Annotated in this window: 19 protein-coding genes; 14 read left to right on the top strand and 5 right to left on the bottom strand. The window is 34.9% G+C overall.

Annotated features, from left to right (window positions below; genetic code table 11):
- Window positions 1-309: 309 nt before the first annotated feature.
- Genes PBT91_RS13990 through PBT91_RS13975 form a run of 4 tightly spaced genes read left to right on the top strand, consistent with a single transcriptional unit; the run spans window position 310 to window position 4220 of the window.
- A complete protein-coding gene (locus PBT91_RS13990) occupies window positions 310-1134 on the top strand; it encodes a prephenate dehydratase (protein WP_270059076.1) in 825 nt (274 codons plus the stop codon).
- Between the two features lie 2 nt (window positions 1135-1136).
- On the top strand, window positions 1137-2282 hold the full coding sequence (locus PBT91_RS13985) for a pyridoxal phosphate-dependent aminotransferase (RefSeq protein ID WP_270059075.1): 1146 nt from the start codon (window positions 1137-1139) through the stop codon (window positions 2280-2282).
- Window positions 2279-3127, top strand: a complete 849-nt coding sequence (locus tag PBT91_RS13980) for a prephenate dehydrogenase (RefSeq protein WP_270059074.1) — start codon at window positions 2279-2281, stop codon at window positions 3125-3127. Before PBT91_RS13985 ends, PBT91_RS13980 begins: the two co-directional genes overlap by 4 nt.
- Window positions 3128-3137: 10 nt before the next feature.
- Entirely contained in the window at window positions 3138-4220 is a 1083-nt protein-coding gene (locus PBT91_RS13975; protein WP_270059073.1) for a bifunctional 3-deoxy-7-phosphoheptulonate synthase/chorismate mutase type II, read from the top strand.
- Between the two features lie 110 nt (window positions 4221-4330).
- On the opposite strand, the gene PBT91_RS13970 is transcribed toward PBT91_RS13975, so the two are convergent.
- Window positions 4331-4972 carry a hypothetical protein gene (locus PBT91_RS13970; RefSeq protein WP_270059072.1) on the bottom strand — a complete coding sequence of 214 codons (642 nt, stop codon included), beginning with the start codon at window positions 4970-4972 and terminating at the stop codon, window positions 4331-4333.
- A 61-nt stretch (window positions 4973-5033) separates the two neighbouring features.
- On the opposite strand from PBT91_RS13970, the gene rsgA reads away from it, so the two are divergent.
- From rsgA to PBT91_RS13920, 10 genes are all read left to right on the top strand, one after another.
- Entirely contained in the window at window positions 5034-5981 is a 948-nt protein-coding gene (gene rsgA, locus PBT91_RS13965) for a ribosome small subunit-dependent GTPase A (RefSeq protein ID WP_270059071.1), read from the top strand.
- Window positions 5978-6430 (top strand): D-aminoacyl-tRNA deacylase, encoded by a 453-nt coding sequence (gene dtd, locus PBT91_RS13960; protein ID WP_270059070.1) that lies wholly within the window; start codon window positions 5978-5980, stop codon window positions 6428-6430. The genes rsgA and dtd overlap by 4 nt, the downstream gene beginning before the upstream one ends.
- A gap of 51 nt (window positions 6431-6481) precedes the next feature.
- Window positions 6482-8392 (top strand): DUF3857 domain-containing protein, encoded by a 1911-nt coding sequence (locus PBT91_RS13955; protein ID WP_270059069.1) that lies wholly within the window; start codon window positions 6482-6484, stop codon window positions 8390-8392.
- Window positions 8393-8403: 11 nt separating this feature from the next.
- Window positions 8404-10407 (top strand): DUF3857 domain-containing protein, encoded by a 2004-nt coding sequence (locus PBT91_RS13950; RefSeq protein WP_270059068.1) that lies wholly within the window; start codon window positions 8404-8406, stop codon window positions 10405-10407.
- Window positions 10376-10702: a nucleotide pyrophosphohydrolase gene (locus tag PBT91_RS13945; RefSeq protein ID WP_270059067.1), complete on the top strand. Its 327-nt coding sequence runs from the start codon at window positions 10376-10378 to the stop codon at window positions 10700-10702. The genes PBT91_RS13950 and PBT91_RS13945 overlap by 32 nt, the downstream gene beginning before the upstream one ends.
- Before the next feature lies 1 nt (window position 10703).
- Entirely contained in the window at window positions 10704-10967 is a 264-nt protein-coding gene (locus PBT91_RS13940; RefSeq protein ID WP_270059066.1) for a hypothetical protein, read from the top strand.
- A gap of 15 nt (window positions 10968-10982) precedes the next feature.
- The gene (gene aroA / locus PBT91_RS13935; protein ID WP_270059065.1) at window positions 10983-12206 is read left to right on the top strand and encodes a 3-phosphoshikimate 1-carboxyvinyltransferase; all 1224 of its coding nucleotides are present in this window, start codon (window positions 10983-10985) and stop codon (window positions 12204-12206) included.
- 91 nt (window positions 12207-12297) lie between these two features.
- Complete coding sequence (queA, locus tag PBT91_RS13930; RefSeq protein WP_270061472.1) at window positions 12298-13347, top strand: tRNA preQ1(34) S-adenosylmethionine ribosyltransferase-isomerase QueA; 1050 nt, start codon at window positions 12298-12300, stop codon at window positions 13345-13347.
- 101 nt (window positions 13348-13448) lie between these two features.
- The gene (rlmN, locus tag PBT91_RS13925) at window positions 13449-14495 is read left to right on the top strand and encodes a 23S rRNA (adenine(2503)-C(2))-methyltransferase RlmN (RefSeq protein ID WP_270059064.1); all 1047 of its coding nucleotides are present in this window, start codon (window positions 13449-13451) and stop codon (window positions 14493-14495) included.
- A 43-nt stretch (window positions 14496-14538) separates the two neighbouring features.
- Entirely contained in the window at window positions 14539-15516 is a 978-nt protein-coding gene (locus tag PBT91_RS13920; RefSeq protein ID WP_270059063.1) for a polyprenyl synthetase family protein, read from the top strand.
- Between the two features lie 40 nt (window positions 15517-15556).
- Here PBT91_RS13920 and PBT91_RS13915 read toward each other — a convergent pair whose 3' ends face one another.
- The 4 genes from PBT91_RS13915 to PBT91_RS13900 form a co-directional block, all read right to left on the bottom strand.
- Window positions 15557-15799, bottom strand: a complete 243-nt coding sequence (locus tag PBT91_RS13915; protein WP_270059062.1) for a hypothetical protein — start codon at window positions 15797-15799, stop codon at window positions 15557-15559.
- 88 nt (window positions 15800-15887) lie between these two features.
- Window positions 15888-16103, bottom strand: coding sequence for a hypothetical protein (locus tag PBT91_RS13910; protein WP_270059061.1), 216 nt, complete (start codon window positions 16101-16103; stop codon window positions 15888-15890).
- A gap of 48 nt (window positions 16104-16151) precedes the next feature.
- A complete protein-coding gene (locus PBT91_RS13905; protein WP_270059060.1) occupies window positions 16152-16919 on the bottom strand; it encodes a TIGR03915 family putative DNA repair protein in 768 nt (255 codons plus the stop codon).
- A complete protein-coding gene (locus PBT91_RS13900) occupies window positions 16909-18180 on the bottom strand; it encodes a putative DNA modification/repair radical SAM protein (RefSeq protein ID WP_270059059.1) in 1272 nt (423 codons plus the stop codon). The genes PBT91_RS13905 and PBT91_RS13900 overlap by 11 nt, the downstream gene beginning before the upstream one ends.
- Between the last annotated feature and the right edge of the window lie 125 nt (window positions 18181-18305).

Genomic DNA, 18305 nt, shown 5'->3' with positions numbered 1-18305 from the left:
TTAAAAACACCCTGGTTAAAATTGTATTCGCTGCAAGATTTCTTCTGAAAAAACTTAAATATAAAAAGATTCGTAAAAAGTAAGATTATCTCAAAAAAAATATAAAAATGGTTTTTAATATTAAAATATAATTATACTTTAGTCAGCGTAATAACGAACAGATGAACAACTTATTTACTTGGAACGCATTCTTTTATTTTTATTTCTTTTTTAAGGAATAGAGATCGGGAATGGTATGTAATTAAGCAAACAATATTATATAAAAGTCTCGATCTAAAAATCGGGACTTTTTTTTATATCAAATTTTGAATGAATAAAGTCATAGGAATACAGGGAATTCAGGGATCTTTCCATCACTTGGTTGCTCAGCAATATTATGGTGAGGATGTAGCGATTTTGGAATGTATGTCTTTTCAGGAACTGGTAAGAAGTCTGGTTGCCGGAGAAACCCAGGAAATTGTGATGGCGATCGAGAATTCTATAGCAGGATCGATTCTTCCTAATTATGCATTGATCGATGAAAATGATCTGCATGTGGTTGGTGAACATTATATCCCAATTGCAATGAATATGATGGCCTTAAAAGGGCAACAGATCGACCAGATTAAAAAAGTATATTCTCACCCAATGGCTTTATTGCAGTGTAAAGAATTCTTCAAAAAATATCCCAATATTAAATTAATAGAAGATACAGATACTGCGGAGGTTGCCAGAAGAATTTCAGAAAAACAATCAAAGCATGTAGCGGCTGTTGCCAGCACTGCAGCGGCTTCAATTTTTGGACTGGATATTTTGGCTTCAGATATTCATACAAAAAAGAGTAATTCTACTCGATTTTTAATTATCAGTAAAACTAAAAAAGAGCCTAACGGAGAGAAGATAGATAAAGCTTCTTTGAAGTTTGAGTTAGAAAGCCGTACCGGGAGTTTAGTTTCAGTATTAAATATTATGCGTGATTTTGATCTTAACATGACCAAGATCCAAAGTATGCCAATTATTGAAACTCCCTGGAAATACAGCTTTTTTATAGATATCACTTTCGGTGATTACGAGCGATTTTCTAAAGCTATGGAAGTTTTGGGAATGATGACCGAGCAATTAAGAATTTTTGGAACATATAAAAACAACGTTTAATAATGATACCAGCCAATAGGTTAGAACATGTAAAAGAGTACTATTTCTCTTCAAAATTAAGAGAAGTTCGTGCCTTGCAGGCCGCAGGTAAACCCATTATCAATTTAGGAATTGGTAGTCCAGATTTACCGCCACCGCCACAGGTGATTGCCGCCTTAAATGAAGGATTAACTCAAAATGGTGCGCATCAATATCAGCCTTATAAAGGAACTGCTGATTTTAGGAATGCGATTGCCGGGTTCTATCGTAAGTATTATCAGGTATCATTAGATGCAGAGTCTGAGGTGATTCCATTAATGGGAAGTAAGGAAGGGATTTTGCATATTTCTATGGCTTATTTAAATGAAGGAGATGAGGTTTTAATTCCTAATCCAGGATATCCTACCTATACTTCGGTTTCAAAATTGGTTGGTGCAAAGGCGGTTTTTTATGATCTAAATGAAGAAGGAAACTGGTTGCCGAATTTTGACGAATTAGAACAGCAGGATTTGAGTAAAGTGAAAATTATGTGGGTTAATTATCCGCATATGCCAACAGGAGCATCAGCTACAGATGAAGTTTTTGAGCAATTGGTAGCTTTTGGAAAAAAGCATCAAATCCTTATTGTAAATGATAATCCGTATAGTTTTATCCTGAATGAAAACCCGAAAAGTATTTTAAAGGTTGAAGGAGCTAAAGAAGTTACATTGGAACTGAATAGTTTAAGCAAAAGTTTTAATATGGCAGGATGGCGTGTTGGGATGCTTAGCGGAAGCGCAAAAAATATCGATACGGTATTAAAAGTGAAAACCAATATGGATAGCGGTATGTTTTATCCTGTACAGGCCGGTGCTACTGAAGCATTGAAATTAGAGAAGGACTGGTTTGATTCTATGAATGCTATTTATAAAAGCCGAAGGGCTAAAATTCTAGAATTAGCTGAAGCTTTAGAATGTACGCCGGGAAAAGAGCAGGCAGGGATGTTTATTTGGTGCAAAGTGCCTGAAGGAAAAACTTCTGAAGAGTTTGTAGATGGTCTTTTACATGAGCACAGCATTTTTACCGCTCCCGGATTTATTTTTGGAGATATGGGAGAGGGCTACATTCGTTTTTCACTGTGTACAGACGAGAAAAACGTAGATGAAGCCATTAAACGAATAAAAGGATGAAAGTAAGTGTAATAGGAGTAGGCCTTATTGGTGGTTCGTTTGCTTTGGCAATTAAAGAATCTTTCCCTGAAAGTACCATTTTTGGTATCGATAAGAACGAAGGGCATGTAAAGGAAGCCTTAAAGATTGGATTTATCGATAAAGCAGGTAAGATGGAAGATCTGGCCGATAGTTATGTAGCGATTGTGGCAGTGCCTGTAGATATTAGTATTAAAGTCTTATCTGAGGCTTTAGATCATGCCGGTGATGATACTTTGGTAATCGATGCCGGTTCTACAAAATTCAAATTATGTGAAGCAGTAAAAGATCATCCAAAACGTAGAAATTATTTATCGGCACACCCGATTGCCGGGACCGAATTTTCTGGCCCTTCAGCGGCTATAAAAGATTTATATAAGGAAAAGACCAATATCGTTTGTGAAGTAGAGAAAACAGCTTTTAAACTTCAGGAGCGAGGTATGGAAATCTTTAGAAGAATAGGCATGCGTATTCGATATATGGATCCTGAGTCTCACGATCGCCATATTGCTTATGTATCGCATTTATCGCATATCAGCTCTTTTATGCTGGGAAAAACAGTGCTCGAAAAAGAGAAAAACGAGCGTGATATTTTCGATTTGGCGGGAAGTGGATTTGCTTCAACTGTTCGGCTGGCAAAAAGTTCGCCGGCGATGTGGTCGCCCATTTTTCAGCAGAATAAAGAAAACGTGCTGGAAACCTTAAATGAATATATTCAGAATTTAAGCTCTTTTAGAGACTTAATCGCCAACGACGAATTTGGCGAGGTGTACAATGAAATGGAACGTACAAATCATATTAAATCAATTTTAAACGGAATTAGCTAAATTTTTTATCATGGAAAACAAGAAAGAATTAAGAAACTGGTTAGACGCATTCGGATTAGATCATCCGTTGGTAATCGCAGGGCCATGTAGTGCAGAGACTGAAGAGCAGGTGTTAAAAATCGCTCATCAGTTAAAAGATACCGATGCAACAGTTTTACGTGCCGGAATCTGGAAACCAAGAACAAGACCAGGAAACTTTGAAGGTGTTGGTGCTTTAGGTTTAAAATGGTTACAAAAGGCCAAAGAAGAAACCGGGATGTTAACCACTACAGAAGTTGCAAATCCGCATCACGTAGAGTTAGCTTTAAAACATGATATCGATATTCTTTGGATTGGCGCCAGAACAACAGTTTCTCCTTTTATGATCCAAGAAATCGCAGATGCACTTAAAGGAACAGATAAGCCTGTTTTAATTAAAAATCCGGTAAACCCAGATTTAGCGTTATGGTTAGGCGCAGTAGAGCGTATGTACACTGCAGATATTAAAAATCTTGGTGTAATTCATAGAGGTTTTTCCAGCTACGAGAAAACAAAATATCGTAATAATCCAGAGTGGCAAATTGCAATCGAACTGCAAAACAAATTTCCAGATTTGCCTTTAATTTTAGATCCTTCGCATATTGCAGGGCGTCGTGATATTATTTTTGATCTTTGCCAAACTGCGCTAGATCTTAATTTCGACGGATTAATGGTTGAGACTCATTGGGATCCAGATAATGCATGGAGTGACGCTAAACAGCAAATAACTCCTGCTACATTAGTACAGATCATGAAAGATCTTGTTATAAGAAAAGAAATTTCTGAAAGTGAGGATTACCAAAATAAATTACAAAACCTTAGAGCAAAAATCGATATCGCAGATAATCAATTGATCGAGCTTTTAGCAAAACGTATGAAAATTTCTGAAGATATAGGTCATGTGAAAAAATCACAGAACGTAGCCATTCTTCAAACTAAGCGATGGAATGAGATTTTAGGAAAAATGGTTTTAGAAGGAGAGCAGGTAGGTTTAAGTGAAGAGTTTGTTTTAAAATTATTTAAAGCCGTTCATCAGGAATCAATTAATCACCAGCAAACTATTTTGGATAGTTAAGCAGCTAGTTTTGGATTGGAATAGTTAAATAACAGTTCTTGATTTTCCATAAATAAAGAAGGCTGTTCAGAATACCTGAACAGCCTTTCATCTTGAAGTTTAATCTAGTTTTACTTGGTATAAGCTAATCTTCTGGATGCTTTTCTCATTAGTTTATTAATAAGCTGGTCGTTAGAGCTTCCTAAGCTTCCAACAACACGTTTGTTGTAATTCCAAAGTAAGGTTCCATCTTCAGCATTATTTATACTCATATTTACTGTAGCCGAATTAGTCGTTCCCCAGAAACCAACAAGCAGTCCCAAAGCGACAGATGCTCCCTCAGACATGGGCTTGTCGGTTTCGAATTTACCAGTTATTACAGCATCTACCTCTAATAATTTGGCAAGTTCCTCGGGAGTGGTAATTTCCATATCTATTTCATTTTTCTTTAAAATAGCATTAGTCGTGTTTGGATCCTGAACATCGATTAAAAGTTTTCCACGTTTTTTTCTTTTCAAAAACCAAGAGTACATTGCAGTTTGGATGGACTGCCCCTCGCTAATTTCCATTTCTTTCAATTGTTCGGCAGTAATTTCTTTCATTTGTTTAGGACGAAGACTTACCTTTGCTGAAAATGGAATAATTGCTATAGATTTGTGATCTTTAGCAATAGTTTCGAAATCTGGATGCTCAAAAAGATTCGTTTGAGCTTCAACGCTTAGGCCTACTATCGAAGTAAGCATGATGAATAATGTAAATGTAATTTTGTTCATTTGTTAAAAATTGATTGGCGCTAATATATCTTAAAAATTTGTTAATCTGCAAATTTATTTAATGAAAGGAACGGTTTATAAATCTACAGGAAGTTGGTACCAGGTAAAGGCAGATGATGGTGTGTTTTACAACTGCCGTATCAAAGGGAAATTCCGCATAAAAGGGATCAAAAGTACCAATCCTGTTGCAGTAGGAGATAGGGTAGAAATCGATATTGATAAAGACTTAGAGGAAATTCAAGGGGTTATTAAAAACATTGGTGAACGCGATAATTATATTATCAGGCGATCTGTAAATCTTTCTAAGCAAACACATATTATCGCTGCAAATATCGATCAGGTTTTTCTGATGGTCACTTTAAACAATCCACCAACATTCACCACGTTTATCGATCGTTTTCTGGTTACTGCAGAAGCTTATCATGTAAAAGCGGTGTTGTTGTTTAATAAGATCGATACGTATAACGAAGACGAACTTTTAGAGATTAAATTCCTCGCAAAAATGTATCGAGAGATTGGTTATGAGTGTGTTGGTATTTCAGCAAAAGCAGGGAAAAATGTCGATAAAGTAAAAGAAATGATGTTAGGGAAAACTTCGATGTTTTCTGGACATAGCGGTACCGGTAAATCGACGTTGATCAATGCTTTAGAACCTTCCTTAAATTTAAAAACCTTAGAAATTTCAGAACAGCATAAACAAGGACAGCATACTACTACTTTTGCTGAAATGTTTGATTTGAGTTTTGATGCTCGAATAATAGATACGCCGGGAATAAAAGGATTTGGAGTTGTAGATATTGAAAAAGAAGAGCTTGGCAATTATTTTCCAGAATTCTTTGAATTAAAACAAGATTGTAAATTTCATAACTGTCTACATCTCAATGAGCCAAAATGTGCGGTGAAAGATGCTTTAGAGGAAGGTGAAATTCCATGGTCGCGATATAAAAGTTATTTACAAATTATTGAAGGGGAGGATGATCCTTATCGCATAGATCAATACAAAAAATGAGAGTAGTACTTCAACGGGTAACAAAAGCTTCGGTTACAATAGAAAATAGACTAAATGCGGAAATTGGACTTGGTCTTTTAATGTTAATAGGTATTGAAGCAGAAGATACTTCTGAAGATATAGAATGGCTGTGTCGTAAGATCGTAAATATGCGAATTTTTAATGATGAAACCGGAGTGATGAATAATTCGCTAATAGATGTTAGTGGGGATGCAATTATTGTAAGTCAGTTTACGCTACACGCCAGTACTAAGAAAGGCAATCGTCCAAGTTATATTAAAGCTGCAAAGCCAGATATTGCGATTCCGCTTTACGCAGAATTTATCCAAACTTTCGAAAGACATCTGGGGAAAAAGGTCGGTACAGGTGAGTTTGGTGCCGATATGCAGGTAGAACTTTTAAACGACGGTCCCGTAACTATCTTAATAGATTCTAAAAATAAAAGTTAAAATATCTTAAAATTTTGATATATTGCAAAACGAAATCCATCCGTTTTTGTAATGAAATTTTTATTCTCCAGCTTAATGCTCTTCACGGGAATATTGTGTTTTGCACAAGATTCTTATCAAAGTATCGTACTCAAAAATGAACTTACCGAGCATGCAAATGCTATTTTAAGGTACGAACATGTGCTCATCGAAATTGAAGATGTAGACGATATGACCATTACTACAAAAAGAGTGGTCACTGTTTTGAATAAATATGGCGATGATTATGTGAGAGCTTACGATTTTTACGATGATAATGATGCAAAGATAAAGAAGCAAAATGCATTGGTTTTAAATAAGTTAGGGGAGGAGGTTAAGCAATTTAAACAGCGTGATTTTAAAGATCAAAGTGCCGTAGGTTCTTCAAATTTATACTCAGATAATCGCGTAAGTTATCTAAATTATTCCCCTGCAGATTATCCCTATACGGTGATTTACGAAAGTGAAGTAAGCATGTCGACTACCGTTTTTATAAAGGCTTTTCAGCCAATTAATAATTACTTTTTAAGTGTCGCTTCAAGCAAATATGAATTGAAAAATCCAAATCATATACCAATACGTTACGTAGAGACAAATTTGGATAGCATTCAGGTAGAAAAAAAAGTAAGTGATTTTGAGCTTACATACACCTTTAAAAATATACCAGCCTATAATTATGAACCTTACAGTCCTAAAGTTGCAAATATGGCACCAATGGTAAAGGTTGCTTTAAATGATTTTAGCTTAATGGGTGTTATGGGAAGTGCAAGTGAATGGAGTACTTTTGGGAAATGGCAATTTGAAAATCTTTTAAAAGGAAGAGATGAGCTTAATACTAATACTATTGCAGAAGTTTCAGAGCTGGTAAAGGATGCCGCCAATGACTACGAGAAAGCTAAGATGATTTACGAATATATGCAAAGTAAAACCCGCTATATAAGCGTACAGCTTGGTATAGGTGGTTGGGAGCCGATTTTGGCCAGCGAAGTAGATCGTGTAGGATATGGCGATTGCAAAGGCTTAACCAATTATACAAAGGCTTTGCTAGCTTCACAGGGTATTAAGTCTAATTACGCTGTAGTTTACGCCGGTAACGAGCAAAAAGATATCGATCCGGGATTCGCATCGATGCAGGGAAATCATGTGATCTTAAACATTTCTAATATTGCAGAAGATGATGTTTGGTTAGAATGTACAAGCCAATCAATGCCTTTTAACTATTTGGGTGATTTTACCGATAATCGTCATGTTCTTTTAATAAAGGAAGAAGGTGGGGAAATTGTAAAAACACCACAATATACATGTCAAAAAAATCTTGAAGAGACATTTTGTAAAATCGAGCTTTCAGAAGATTCCTTCACGGCAACTGTGAAGCGGGAGAGTAAAGGGATTTCATACGGTAATAACTATCATATTCAAAATCAAAAAGAAAAGGATAAAAATATATACTATAAAGAGATTTTAGGGAATTTGCCTGGTATTCATATCAATACGTTGAATTTTGAAAATAACAAGGATCAAGTTAGCTTTTCAGAACAATTGGATTTTAGTGGCAAAAAATTTCACACCACAGCGGGAAACCGAATTTTACTTCCATTAAATTTTATACAGCCTGAAATTGATGCTGTAACTAGAGATGAAGATAGAAAGTATCCAATAGAAATATTGCGGGGCTTTACAAATAGAGATCAATTTGATTTTAAAATTCCAGAAGCCTATACGATAGAAGCTTTACCAAATGCTATAAATATTGAAACCGATTTTGGTAAGTTTAGTTTTTCAGTTGAGGTTGCTGATGATGATCCCAGACTTCTTCAGGTGAAGCGATCTATAACTATAAATGAAGGCAAGTGGTCTCCAAATCAATTTAGTGATTTTAGAGAATTTTTAAATAAGATCAATATTTTAAGTAATCAAAAAGCTGTCTTGATTAAAAACGGCTAAAACCTATAATTATGCTTTCGAAATTTTATCTTTTAGTTGCATTTCTAATCATAGGAAACGCAATGCAGGCTCAGAATTACAAATTTGGAAAAGTTTCTGAAGAAGAAGTTGCAGAGACTGAACATCCTTCAGACAAAGAAGCTAATGCAGCTTATCTTTATAAAAAACAATATACGTATTACGACTATAACAGTAATAATGGTCTATCGTTAGTAACTAAATATCGCTATCGTATAAAAATTTATAATGAAGATGGATTTGATTGGGCAACTGTGAACTTAACAAAACACATTAGCGGTAATGATAAAGAAGAAATTTACGGAATAAAAGGATTTACTTATAATCTGGAAGATGGAAAACTTGTTGAAGAAAAATTAAGAAAGGATGAAATTTTTCAAGAGGAAACGTCAAAATATCGCGAATCAGTGAAGTTCACAATGCCTTCTTTAAAGCCGGGTAGCGTGGTAGAATTTCAATATGAAAAAAGATCTCCTTTTTTAACCTCTTTAGATGAGACAGAATTGCAGGCTAGAATACCAACTAAAAAACTGGATGTAAAAATTGAAATACCAGAATTTTTTGGTTTTGTGGCTCATTATAATCAACTCTCTTCACTATTTTTTCCAATAGAGAAAAATAATGAGCAATACAATATGCATGCGCAGACCACTAAATATATGCAAACGGTTTATGAAATATCCGAGGAAAACATTCCTGCGTTGAAAGAAGAGGTATATATCGATTATTTAGACAATTATGCTGCAAGTATTAAATGGGAATTGCAGTATACTAAATTCCCAGATACTCCGATGGAATATTTTAGTGCTAATTGGGACGATGTAGCTAAATCTATTTATGATGAAGGAGGTTTTGCAAGTGAGCTTAGAAAAAGTAGCTTTTTTAAAGATGATCTTGAAGCTTTGTTGCAGGGTGTAGATAAACCTCAAGATAAGATTTTCGCAATTTATAATTTTGTAAAATCCAAAGTGGTTTGGAATGACTATATAGGTTTTATTGCGGAAAATGGTATTCGTAAAGCATATAAAGAAGGAAGTGGAAATACTGGCGATATAAATTTATTACTTACTGCGATGCTTAGATACGCTGGTTTGAATGCAGATCCTGTATTAGTAAGCACAAAAAGTAACGGCATACCTGTTTTTCCAACAAGATCTGGTTTTAATTATGTAATTACCAGTGTAGATTTCGATGGCCAAATAATTTTATTAGATGCGACAGATCTTAACGCTGCACCAGGGCAGTTACCCGAGAGAGCGAGAAACTGGCAGGGTAGAATTATTAAAGATGATGGTAAGTCTGGCTGGGTTTCTCTATTGCCTAACTACAGTTCTTTAAAGAGAAATTTCATAAATATTAAGATTACTGAAGATTTTAAAATTAAAGGAAAATATACAGGAATGTATAGTCAATTTGTAGCAAAAAGTTATCGTGATAAATACAAAGGTGTCGACGAAGAAAATTATAAACAACTTTTACAGGAAGATAAGGGAGATATCGTTATTACCGATATTAAAAAAGAAAATGTTAAGAAAGTAGGTGCAGATATAAAAGAAAGTTACCAATTTGAATTGAATCATGGCGTAGAGGTTATTGGAGATAATATTTATTTTAACCCTCTTTTATTTTTAGCTGAAAAAGAAAATCCTTTCAAAGCAGACGAGAGAACGTATCCTATATACATGGATTTTCCTGTAAATTATGTTTCGGTAATCAATTTTATGGTTCCAGAAGGCTATGAGTTAGAATCTATGCCAGAAAGTACCATTGTCAATATAAACGAAGACGGCGCTGTTTTTAAGTTTATAATTAATAAGAGCGCAAATTTCCTAAGATTAGAATCTTCAATCCTTTTAAATAAGTCTATTTATCCAGCTGAAGATTATGCTCATCTAAAAAACTTTTTCGATGAAATTGTGAGTAAACATTCAGAAGCTATAGTTTTGTCTAAAATTGAAAAAAGCGATGAATCTACAGAACTCACAAAAAGCCGTTGATAATTGGATTAAAGAACACGGAGTACGATATTTTAACGAATTAACCAATATGGCGCAGCTAACTGAAGAAGTTGGCGAAGTAGCTCGTATAATTGCGCGTCGTTATGGCGAACAAAGCGAAAAAGAAAGCGATAAGAATAAAGACCTTGGCGAGGAACTTGCAGATGTTATGTTTGTAGTTTTATGTCTTGCCAACCAAACCGGGGTAGATCTTCAGGAAGCTTTTGATAAAAAGTTAGATATTAAAACCAAACGAGATCATAACAGACATCATAATAACGAAAAACTGAAATAGCATGAAGTTTAAAGAAATTATGTCCAGTAAAAAATACTGGAAGTCTGTAGCTATTTTGGGCTTTTTATTTGTTTTAATTTATAATGTGGTGATGATGGTTATCGATTATGGAGGATTTGCCTTTAAAGATTACTATCAAGAGAAGATGGCAGACGGTAAAATGATTACTTTTGTTATAGGTCAGATTGTAGGAATGATTGTTTATGGGATGATTGTATCATACGGGCAATTCCGCAGAAAAGATAAAGACCAACTAAAAAAATAATCAACTTTACTTTCTATGAAATTTAAAGTAAACCATTCAGAAAAGAATATAAAAGGAACTCTGCAAATCACAGGATCCAAAAGTGAATCTAATCGCTTACTAATTATAGAGTCATTATTCAATAATCTTGAGATTACAAATCTTTCGAATAGTGACGACTCTCAGGTAATGAAAAAGGCTTTGGCTTCTAACGAAGTTGAGGTCGATATTCATCATGCAGGTACCGCCATGCGTTTTCTTACCGCTTATTTTGCTGTTAAGGAAGGTAGAGAGACGGTTTTAACCGGTAGTAAGCGTATGCAGGAGCGGCCAATAAAATTATTGGTAGAAGCGCTTCGATCTATGGGAGCTGAAATTACCTACGAGAAAAACGAAGGATACCCACCAATTCGAATTCAAGGTAAAAAACTTCAGGCAAATTCGGTTAGTTTACAGGCAAATATAAGTAGCCAGTATATTTCAGCATTAATGCTTATTGGCGCTTCACTTCCGCAGGGATTAACCATAAATCTTGAAGGCCAAGTAACCAGCGCACCATATATTCTTATGACGCTAGAGATGCTTCAGCGTTCGGGTATTCAGGGAAGTTTTGAAGGGAATACTATTAAAATTGAAGCTTGCTCAACATTAAGTCCTAAAACTATTCCGGTAGAATCAGATTGGAGTTCAGCTTCCTATTTTTATAGCATAGCTGCCTTATGTGAAGAAGCTGAAATTACTTTATCGAATTATAGAGAAGAAAGTTTACAGGGAGATTCTTGTCTGGCTAAAATTTATAAGCAATTTGGGGTGAAAACTAGTTTCGATGAAAATAGCATTACCCTTAAAAAATCGAAATGTTCGAAGCCCGCAAGTATCGCGGAAGATCTTAGAAATTCGCCAGATATTGCACAAACTATAGCAGTTACTTGTCTAGGCTTGGGAGTGGGATGTAAACTAACAGGATTACATACGCTTAAAATCAAGGAAACCGACCGTTTAGTGGCGCTTAAAAACGAAATAGAGAAATTGGGTGGAGAAGTTGTAATCTCCAAAGATCATTTAGAATTACTTCCTTCAAAAAGCTTAAAAGAAAATATTGAAATTGCAACTTACAACGATCATCGCATGGCAATGGCTTTTGCTCCAATTGCCTTGAAAACACCTGTGATTATAGACGATGCAATGGTGGTATCAAAGAGTTATCCCGATTTTTATAGTGATTTAGAAAGCTTAAAATTTGTGGTAGAAAAGGCTTAATGAAATTAAATTCTCAAATAATGTCGCAATTACTTGACAACCCCTGTTTTGAGGTTGTATATTTGCAGCCTTTAAAATTTCAAATATGGGAATGAAACTTTCAAACTTCAACTTCGAACTTCCGCCAGAATTACTTGCTGAGTATCCGGCTGAAAATAGAGATGAAGCGCGCCTAATGGTTCTTAACCGAAAAGAGCAAACTATAGAGCACAAACAATTTAAAGATCTTATTAGTTATTTTGAGCCAGAAGATGTGATGGTTTTAAATAATACAAAGGTTTTTCCCGCTCGTTTGTATGGGAACAAAGAAAAGACCGGTGCCAGAATTGAAGTTTTCTTGCTAAGAGAATTAAATCCTGAAACTAAACTGTGGGATGTTTTAGTAGATCCTGCACGTAAAATTAGAATTGGGAATAAACTTTATTTTGGAGACGACGAAAGTTTAGTTGCCGAGGTAATCGATAATACCACTTCTAGAGGAAGAACATTACGTTTTCTTTACGATGGGTCTTACGAAGATTTCAGAAGAAAATTAAAGGAGCTTGGGGAAACACCGCTTCCTAAATATATAAAAAGAGATGTGCAGCCTGAAGATCAGGAGCGCTATCAAACTATTTACGCAAAAGAAGAAGGAGCTGTTGCAGCACCAACGGCAGGACTTCATTTTTCTAAGCACCTACTTAAACGTTTAGAAATTAAAGGCGTTAATTTTGCTGAAGTTACTCTTCACGTAGGCTTAGGGACCTTTAGCCCAGTTGAAGTAGAAGATCTTAGCAAACATAAGATGGATAGTGAAGAAGCATTTATTAAAGGTGATGCTGTAAATACCATTAATAAAGCTAAAAACGAAAAGCGTAAAATTTGTGCAGTTGGTACTACCGTAATGCGCGTTTTAGAAAGTTCTGTTTCTTCTAATCAAACTTTAAACGAATTTGGTGGATGGACAAATAAATTTATTTTCCCTCCTTACGATTTTAGTATCGCTAATTGTATGGTGACAAACTTCCATACTCCAAAATCGACATTAATGATGATGATTTCTGCTTTTGCTGGTCATGATTTTATGATGAGAGCGTACGAAGAAGCAGTAAAAGAAAAATATAGATTCTATACTTATGGCGATGCCATGTTAATTATATAAGTAATTAGAATATCAATTAAAAAGCCGCAATTATTTCAATTGTGGCTTTTTGCATTTAATGAGGTAATAAATTATCCTTAGAATCTTTGTAATTTTGTAGCGTGGAAAAGAAGAAAAAAGATATACGAGCATTAACCAAAATACAACTGCAAGAGTTTTTTGTAGAAAACGGAGATAAATCATTTAGAGGATCGCAAGTCTACGAATGGCTTTGGAATAAGGGAGCGCATAGTTTTGACGAAATGACGAACATTTCTAAGCAAACACGAGCAATGCTATCTGATAATTTTGTGATCAACCACATTCGTGTCGATCAAATGCAGCGAAGTAGTGATGGCACCATTAAAAATGCCGTAAAATTACATGATAATCTTACCGTAGAATCTGTTCTAATTCCCACAGCCAAGCGTACAACGGCTTGTGTGTCTTCTCAGGTAGGATGTAGTCTCGATTGCCAATTTTGCGCAACAGCACGTTTAAAACGTATGCGAAATTTGAATCCGGACGAAATTTACGATCAGGTTGTTGCTATTGATAATGAAAGTAGATTATATTTTGACCGTCCTTTGAGCAATATTGTATTTATGGGTATGGGAGAACCGCTTATGAATTATAATAATGTGATGAAAGCTGTAGATAAAATCACCTCAGATGAAGGCTTAGGGATGTCTGCAAAACGAATTACGATTTCTACCTCTGGAGTTCCTAAAATGATTAAGAAACTGGCAGATGACGAGGCCAAAATAAAACTCGCAGTGTCTTTGCATGCCGCCACCGATGAGGTTCGGACAAAGATTATGCCTTTTAATGAAACTTTTCCACTAGAAGACCTAAGAGAATCCTTAGAATATTGGTACTCCAAAACGAAGAGTAGAATAACTTACGAATATATTGTTTGGAGAGATGTGAATGATACTCGTAAAGATGCAATGGCTTTAGTTAGATTCTGCAAATATGTTCCATGTAAAGTGAACTTAATCGAATATAATCCTATCGATGATGGTGATTTTCAGCAAGCTTCTTCACAAGCTACAGATATGTATCAAAATTTATTAGAACAAAATGGAATCACGGTAACCGTTCGTCGTTCTCGCGGTAAAGATATCGATGCTGCATGTGGACAGTTAGCAAATAAATCGGCGTCTTAATTTAACTTCAATTTTTCCGAAATAACCTATCTTTGGGCTCTTTATGAAGATAATCTCTCAAATAAAACTTCCTGTTGAAAAGGAAATGGAACTTTTTGAAAAGAAGTTCTTCCAATCGATGTCTTCACAAGTAGCGTTACTTAACAGGATCACACATTACATAGTAAATCGAAAAGGGAAGCAAATGCGTCCCATGTTCGTGTTTTTGGTAGCTAAGATGGTTTCCGAAGGGAAAGTGAATGAGCGAACTTATCGCGGAGCTTCTGTAATTGAATTAATTCATACTGCTACATTAGTGCATGATGATGTTGTGGACGATAGTAACCGTAGGCGTGGATTTTTCAGTATAAATGCACTTTGGAAAAATAAAATTGCAGTGCTGGTTGGGGATTATTTATTGTCAAAAGGATTATTGCTTTCTATAGATAATAATGATTTTGATTTGCTTAAAATTATTTCGGTAGCGGTGCGAGAGATGAGTGAAGGCGAATTATTGCAAATTGAAAAAGCCCGTCGCTTGGATATTACAGAAGAAGTTTACTACGAAATAATAAGACAAAAAACAGCAACCTTGATTGCGGCTTGTTGTAGTTTGGGAGCAGCTTCTGTAAAACCAGATTCTGAAGATGTAGAAGAAATGCGACGATTTGGAGAGCTTATAGGGATGGCATTTCAGATTAAAGATGATCTATTTGATTACGGTGATGATAAAATAGGCAAACCTACAGGTATTGATATTAAGGAACAGAAAATGACATTGCCTTTGATTTATGCCTTAAATAATTCAGATAAGAAAGAAAAGGCCTGGGTGATTAATTCGATTAAAAATCACAATAAGGATAAAAAACGCGTAAAAGAAGTTATTGCGTTTGTAAAGAAAAAGGGAGGATTGGATTATGCGACTAAAAGAATGGAAGCCTTTCAGGAAGAGGCTTTAAAAATCCTTAAAAACTATCCGCAATCTCAATTTAAAGATTCTCTAGAGCTAATGGTTAATTATGTGATAGAAAGAAAAAAATAAAGGCTTCAAAACTTGAAGCCTTTATTTTTGTTTCGATTTTTTACATATCGTCATTAGCCTCTTCGCCGTTGATATCATCGGTTTCATGAATTTCTTCATCTACCTCTTCTTTAACCTTATCGGCTCCTCTTTCAATTTTCTCTCCAGCCTTTTCTACGTTGTCTTCGATATCTTCGCCAATGGCTTCTACCGCTTCCTCTGTTTTTTCTCCAGTGGATTCTCTACATGAATATAGTGATAAAGCGAAAATAGCAACAAATAATGCTAAAATTTGTTTTTTCATGATTATATAGTTTAATGATAAATTAAAATAGCTAAAAAAAGCCACTACAGAGAGTGGCTTTTGTTTTTATTTTCACAGTAAGTGAAAATTACATATCGTCGTTGTTCTCTACTTCATCTTCAATTTCTTGACCAGCCTCTTCTACAGCATCTTCAGTATCTTCGGCAGCGTCTTCAACGCCATCTTCGATATCGTCACCCATTTGTTCCATATTTTCCTCAGCATTCTCTTCAGTAGTTTCTCTACAAGAATACATTGAAATTGTCATTGTTGCTACAGCAAATAATAAAAATAATCTTTTCATCGTTATAATGTTTAATTAGTTGAACAAGCAAATTTAAACTATTTTTTATTACATGACAGTGGTCTTTTCCGTTAAATATTTCCAATAACGTTTAGGGATATGTTGAAGGTGTAATTTAGAGTTTTTTCGAGATTTTATATTGGTTGAGGTGAAATATGATTTCCATAATTTTTGAAAGCTAATTTCTTCATTATGGAGAATATCGGCTTCATTTTTTGAATTATTGTTAAAATTAAGGCTTATAGGTTCTACTTTTTTTAAATTATAATAAAGGCCGAATTTGCGTTTTTCATCATAAATTATCCATTTTTGATCGGCATATCGGTTCTTAAAATGTTTTAAAATCAGGAGTAAAACGTTAAAATCTGGGGCTATTTTTGCAAAAAATATTCCATCTTTTAGCATTTCGAATCTAATAAAAGCTTCCATTCTATGCTTTTCGCGTCCTACTTTTCGATCGATCTGCGCAATTTTTAAGATCGGTGGATAGGAGAAATCATCGGAAAGATCAGTTTTATGTTTAAAAATATGCTGAAAAAAGGCGACAATATCAATTTCAATTCCTGGAATTTCTGAAAGAAAAGATCTATAAATACGATTTACCGCTTTTTTAGATGTGTACGATTGAAAACTTTGCAGTACTCTTTTTGATTTTTCAGTATCTGTATATATAAGTTCTTTCTCAGCGAAAAAGTCGGGTTTTTCGTTTCCTTCAGGATGAATGTTAAAATCCACGATTTTTTCTTCATATATCTGGAATATACATGTGAGCAACCCCTGAAAGGTGCCATCATAAATAAGAATTTTATGAGGCATGATCGAATAAATTTAATTGCGTAGAATAGTCTTTTCTGAACTTGCTCGAACTTGTTTTTATAATCTTAGATTTAATTTGCTCTGCAGTTAGATCTTTTTTCTCCCATAATCGCGAATCACAAACAATAAAATATTTTGCACGATTTAGTGCAAGACCAATAGCTTTAAGATGTTCCCAGTTCAGTTTTCGATATTTTCTAGCCTGTAAAATTTTAAAAACCGATCGCATTCCTAAACCGGGTACTCTTGCTAACATAGATTTGTCGGCAGAATTAATATTGATTGGAAATAAGTGCTGATTCCTAAGGGCCCAACTTAATTTTGGGTCTATATCTAAATCTAAATTGGGATGATTTGTGTTTAATAATTCCCTTACGTCAAAACCGTAGAAACGCAGAAGCCAATCGGTTTGGTATAATCTGTTTTCGCGTAGCATAGGCACCTGAGAGGTGATTGCAGGGAGTCTGGGGTCTACTGCAACAGGAACATATCCTGAATAATAAACTCTCTTCATATTGTATTTTTTATAATAGTAATGAGCAGAGTACATGATATCGCGGTCACTTTCTCCCGTTGCGCCAACGATCATTTGTGTACTTTGGCCCGCCGGCGCATACTTAGGCGTACTTCGTATTAACTTACGGTCTTCTTTAAACTGAATAATTTCATTTTTGACCTTCTCCATCGGTTTGGTGAAATCCTCATGCTTTTTTTCCGGAGCAAGTAGTTTTAAGCCCGAAACTGTAGGTACTTCAATATTTACACTTAAACGATCGGCATAGAGACCTGCTTCATACATTAGCTCATCACTAGCGCCGGGAATAGATTTTAGATGAATATAGCCATTAAAATTTTCTTCTTCTCTTAATTTCTTAGCCACTCTAATTAAGCGCTCCATAGTATGATCTGGACTTTTAAAAATGCCGGAACTAAGAAAAAGCCCTTCTATATAATTTCGTCTATAAAAGTTGATTGTTAAATCGACCACTTCCTGCACCTTGAAAGCAGCTCGTTTAATATCATTACTTCTTCTAGTAACGCAATATGCACAATCAAAAATACAATGGTTAGTAAGTAATATTTTAAGCAAAGAGACACATCGACCATCCTCTGTATAACTATGGCAAATTCCCATTCCAGAAGAATCTCCTAAGCCATTATTCTTATTTTTCCGATTACTTCCGCTGCTAGAGCATGAGACATCGTACTTAGCAGCATCAGCTAAAATTTCCAGCTTCTCATTTATTCTTTCGAAATTCATACTCTTCTTTTTTCAAAAATAGGAATAAATCCTATTGTAAGGATATATTCCAATGTTAAATATTTAGATAGGTGATTTTGGCTTATTTTATTCAATTTTTGTTGTAATTTTGAGACATGAAATGC

It is taken from the genome of Zunongwangia sp. HGR-M22, from assembly GCF_027594425.1.
GTDB lineage: Bacteria > Bacteroidota > Bacteroidia > Flavobacteriales > Flavobacteriaceae > Zunongwangia.
This window is presented reverse-complemented; position numbering and strand designations above follow the sequence as displayed.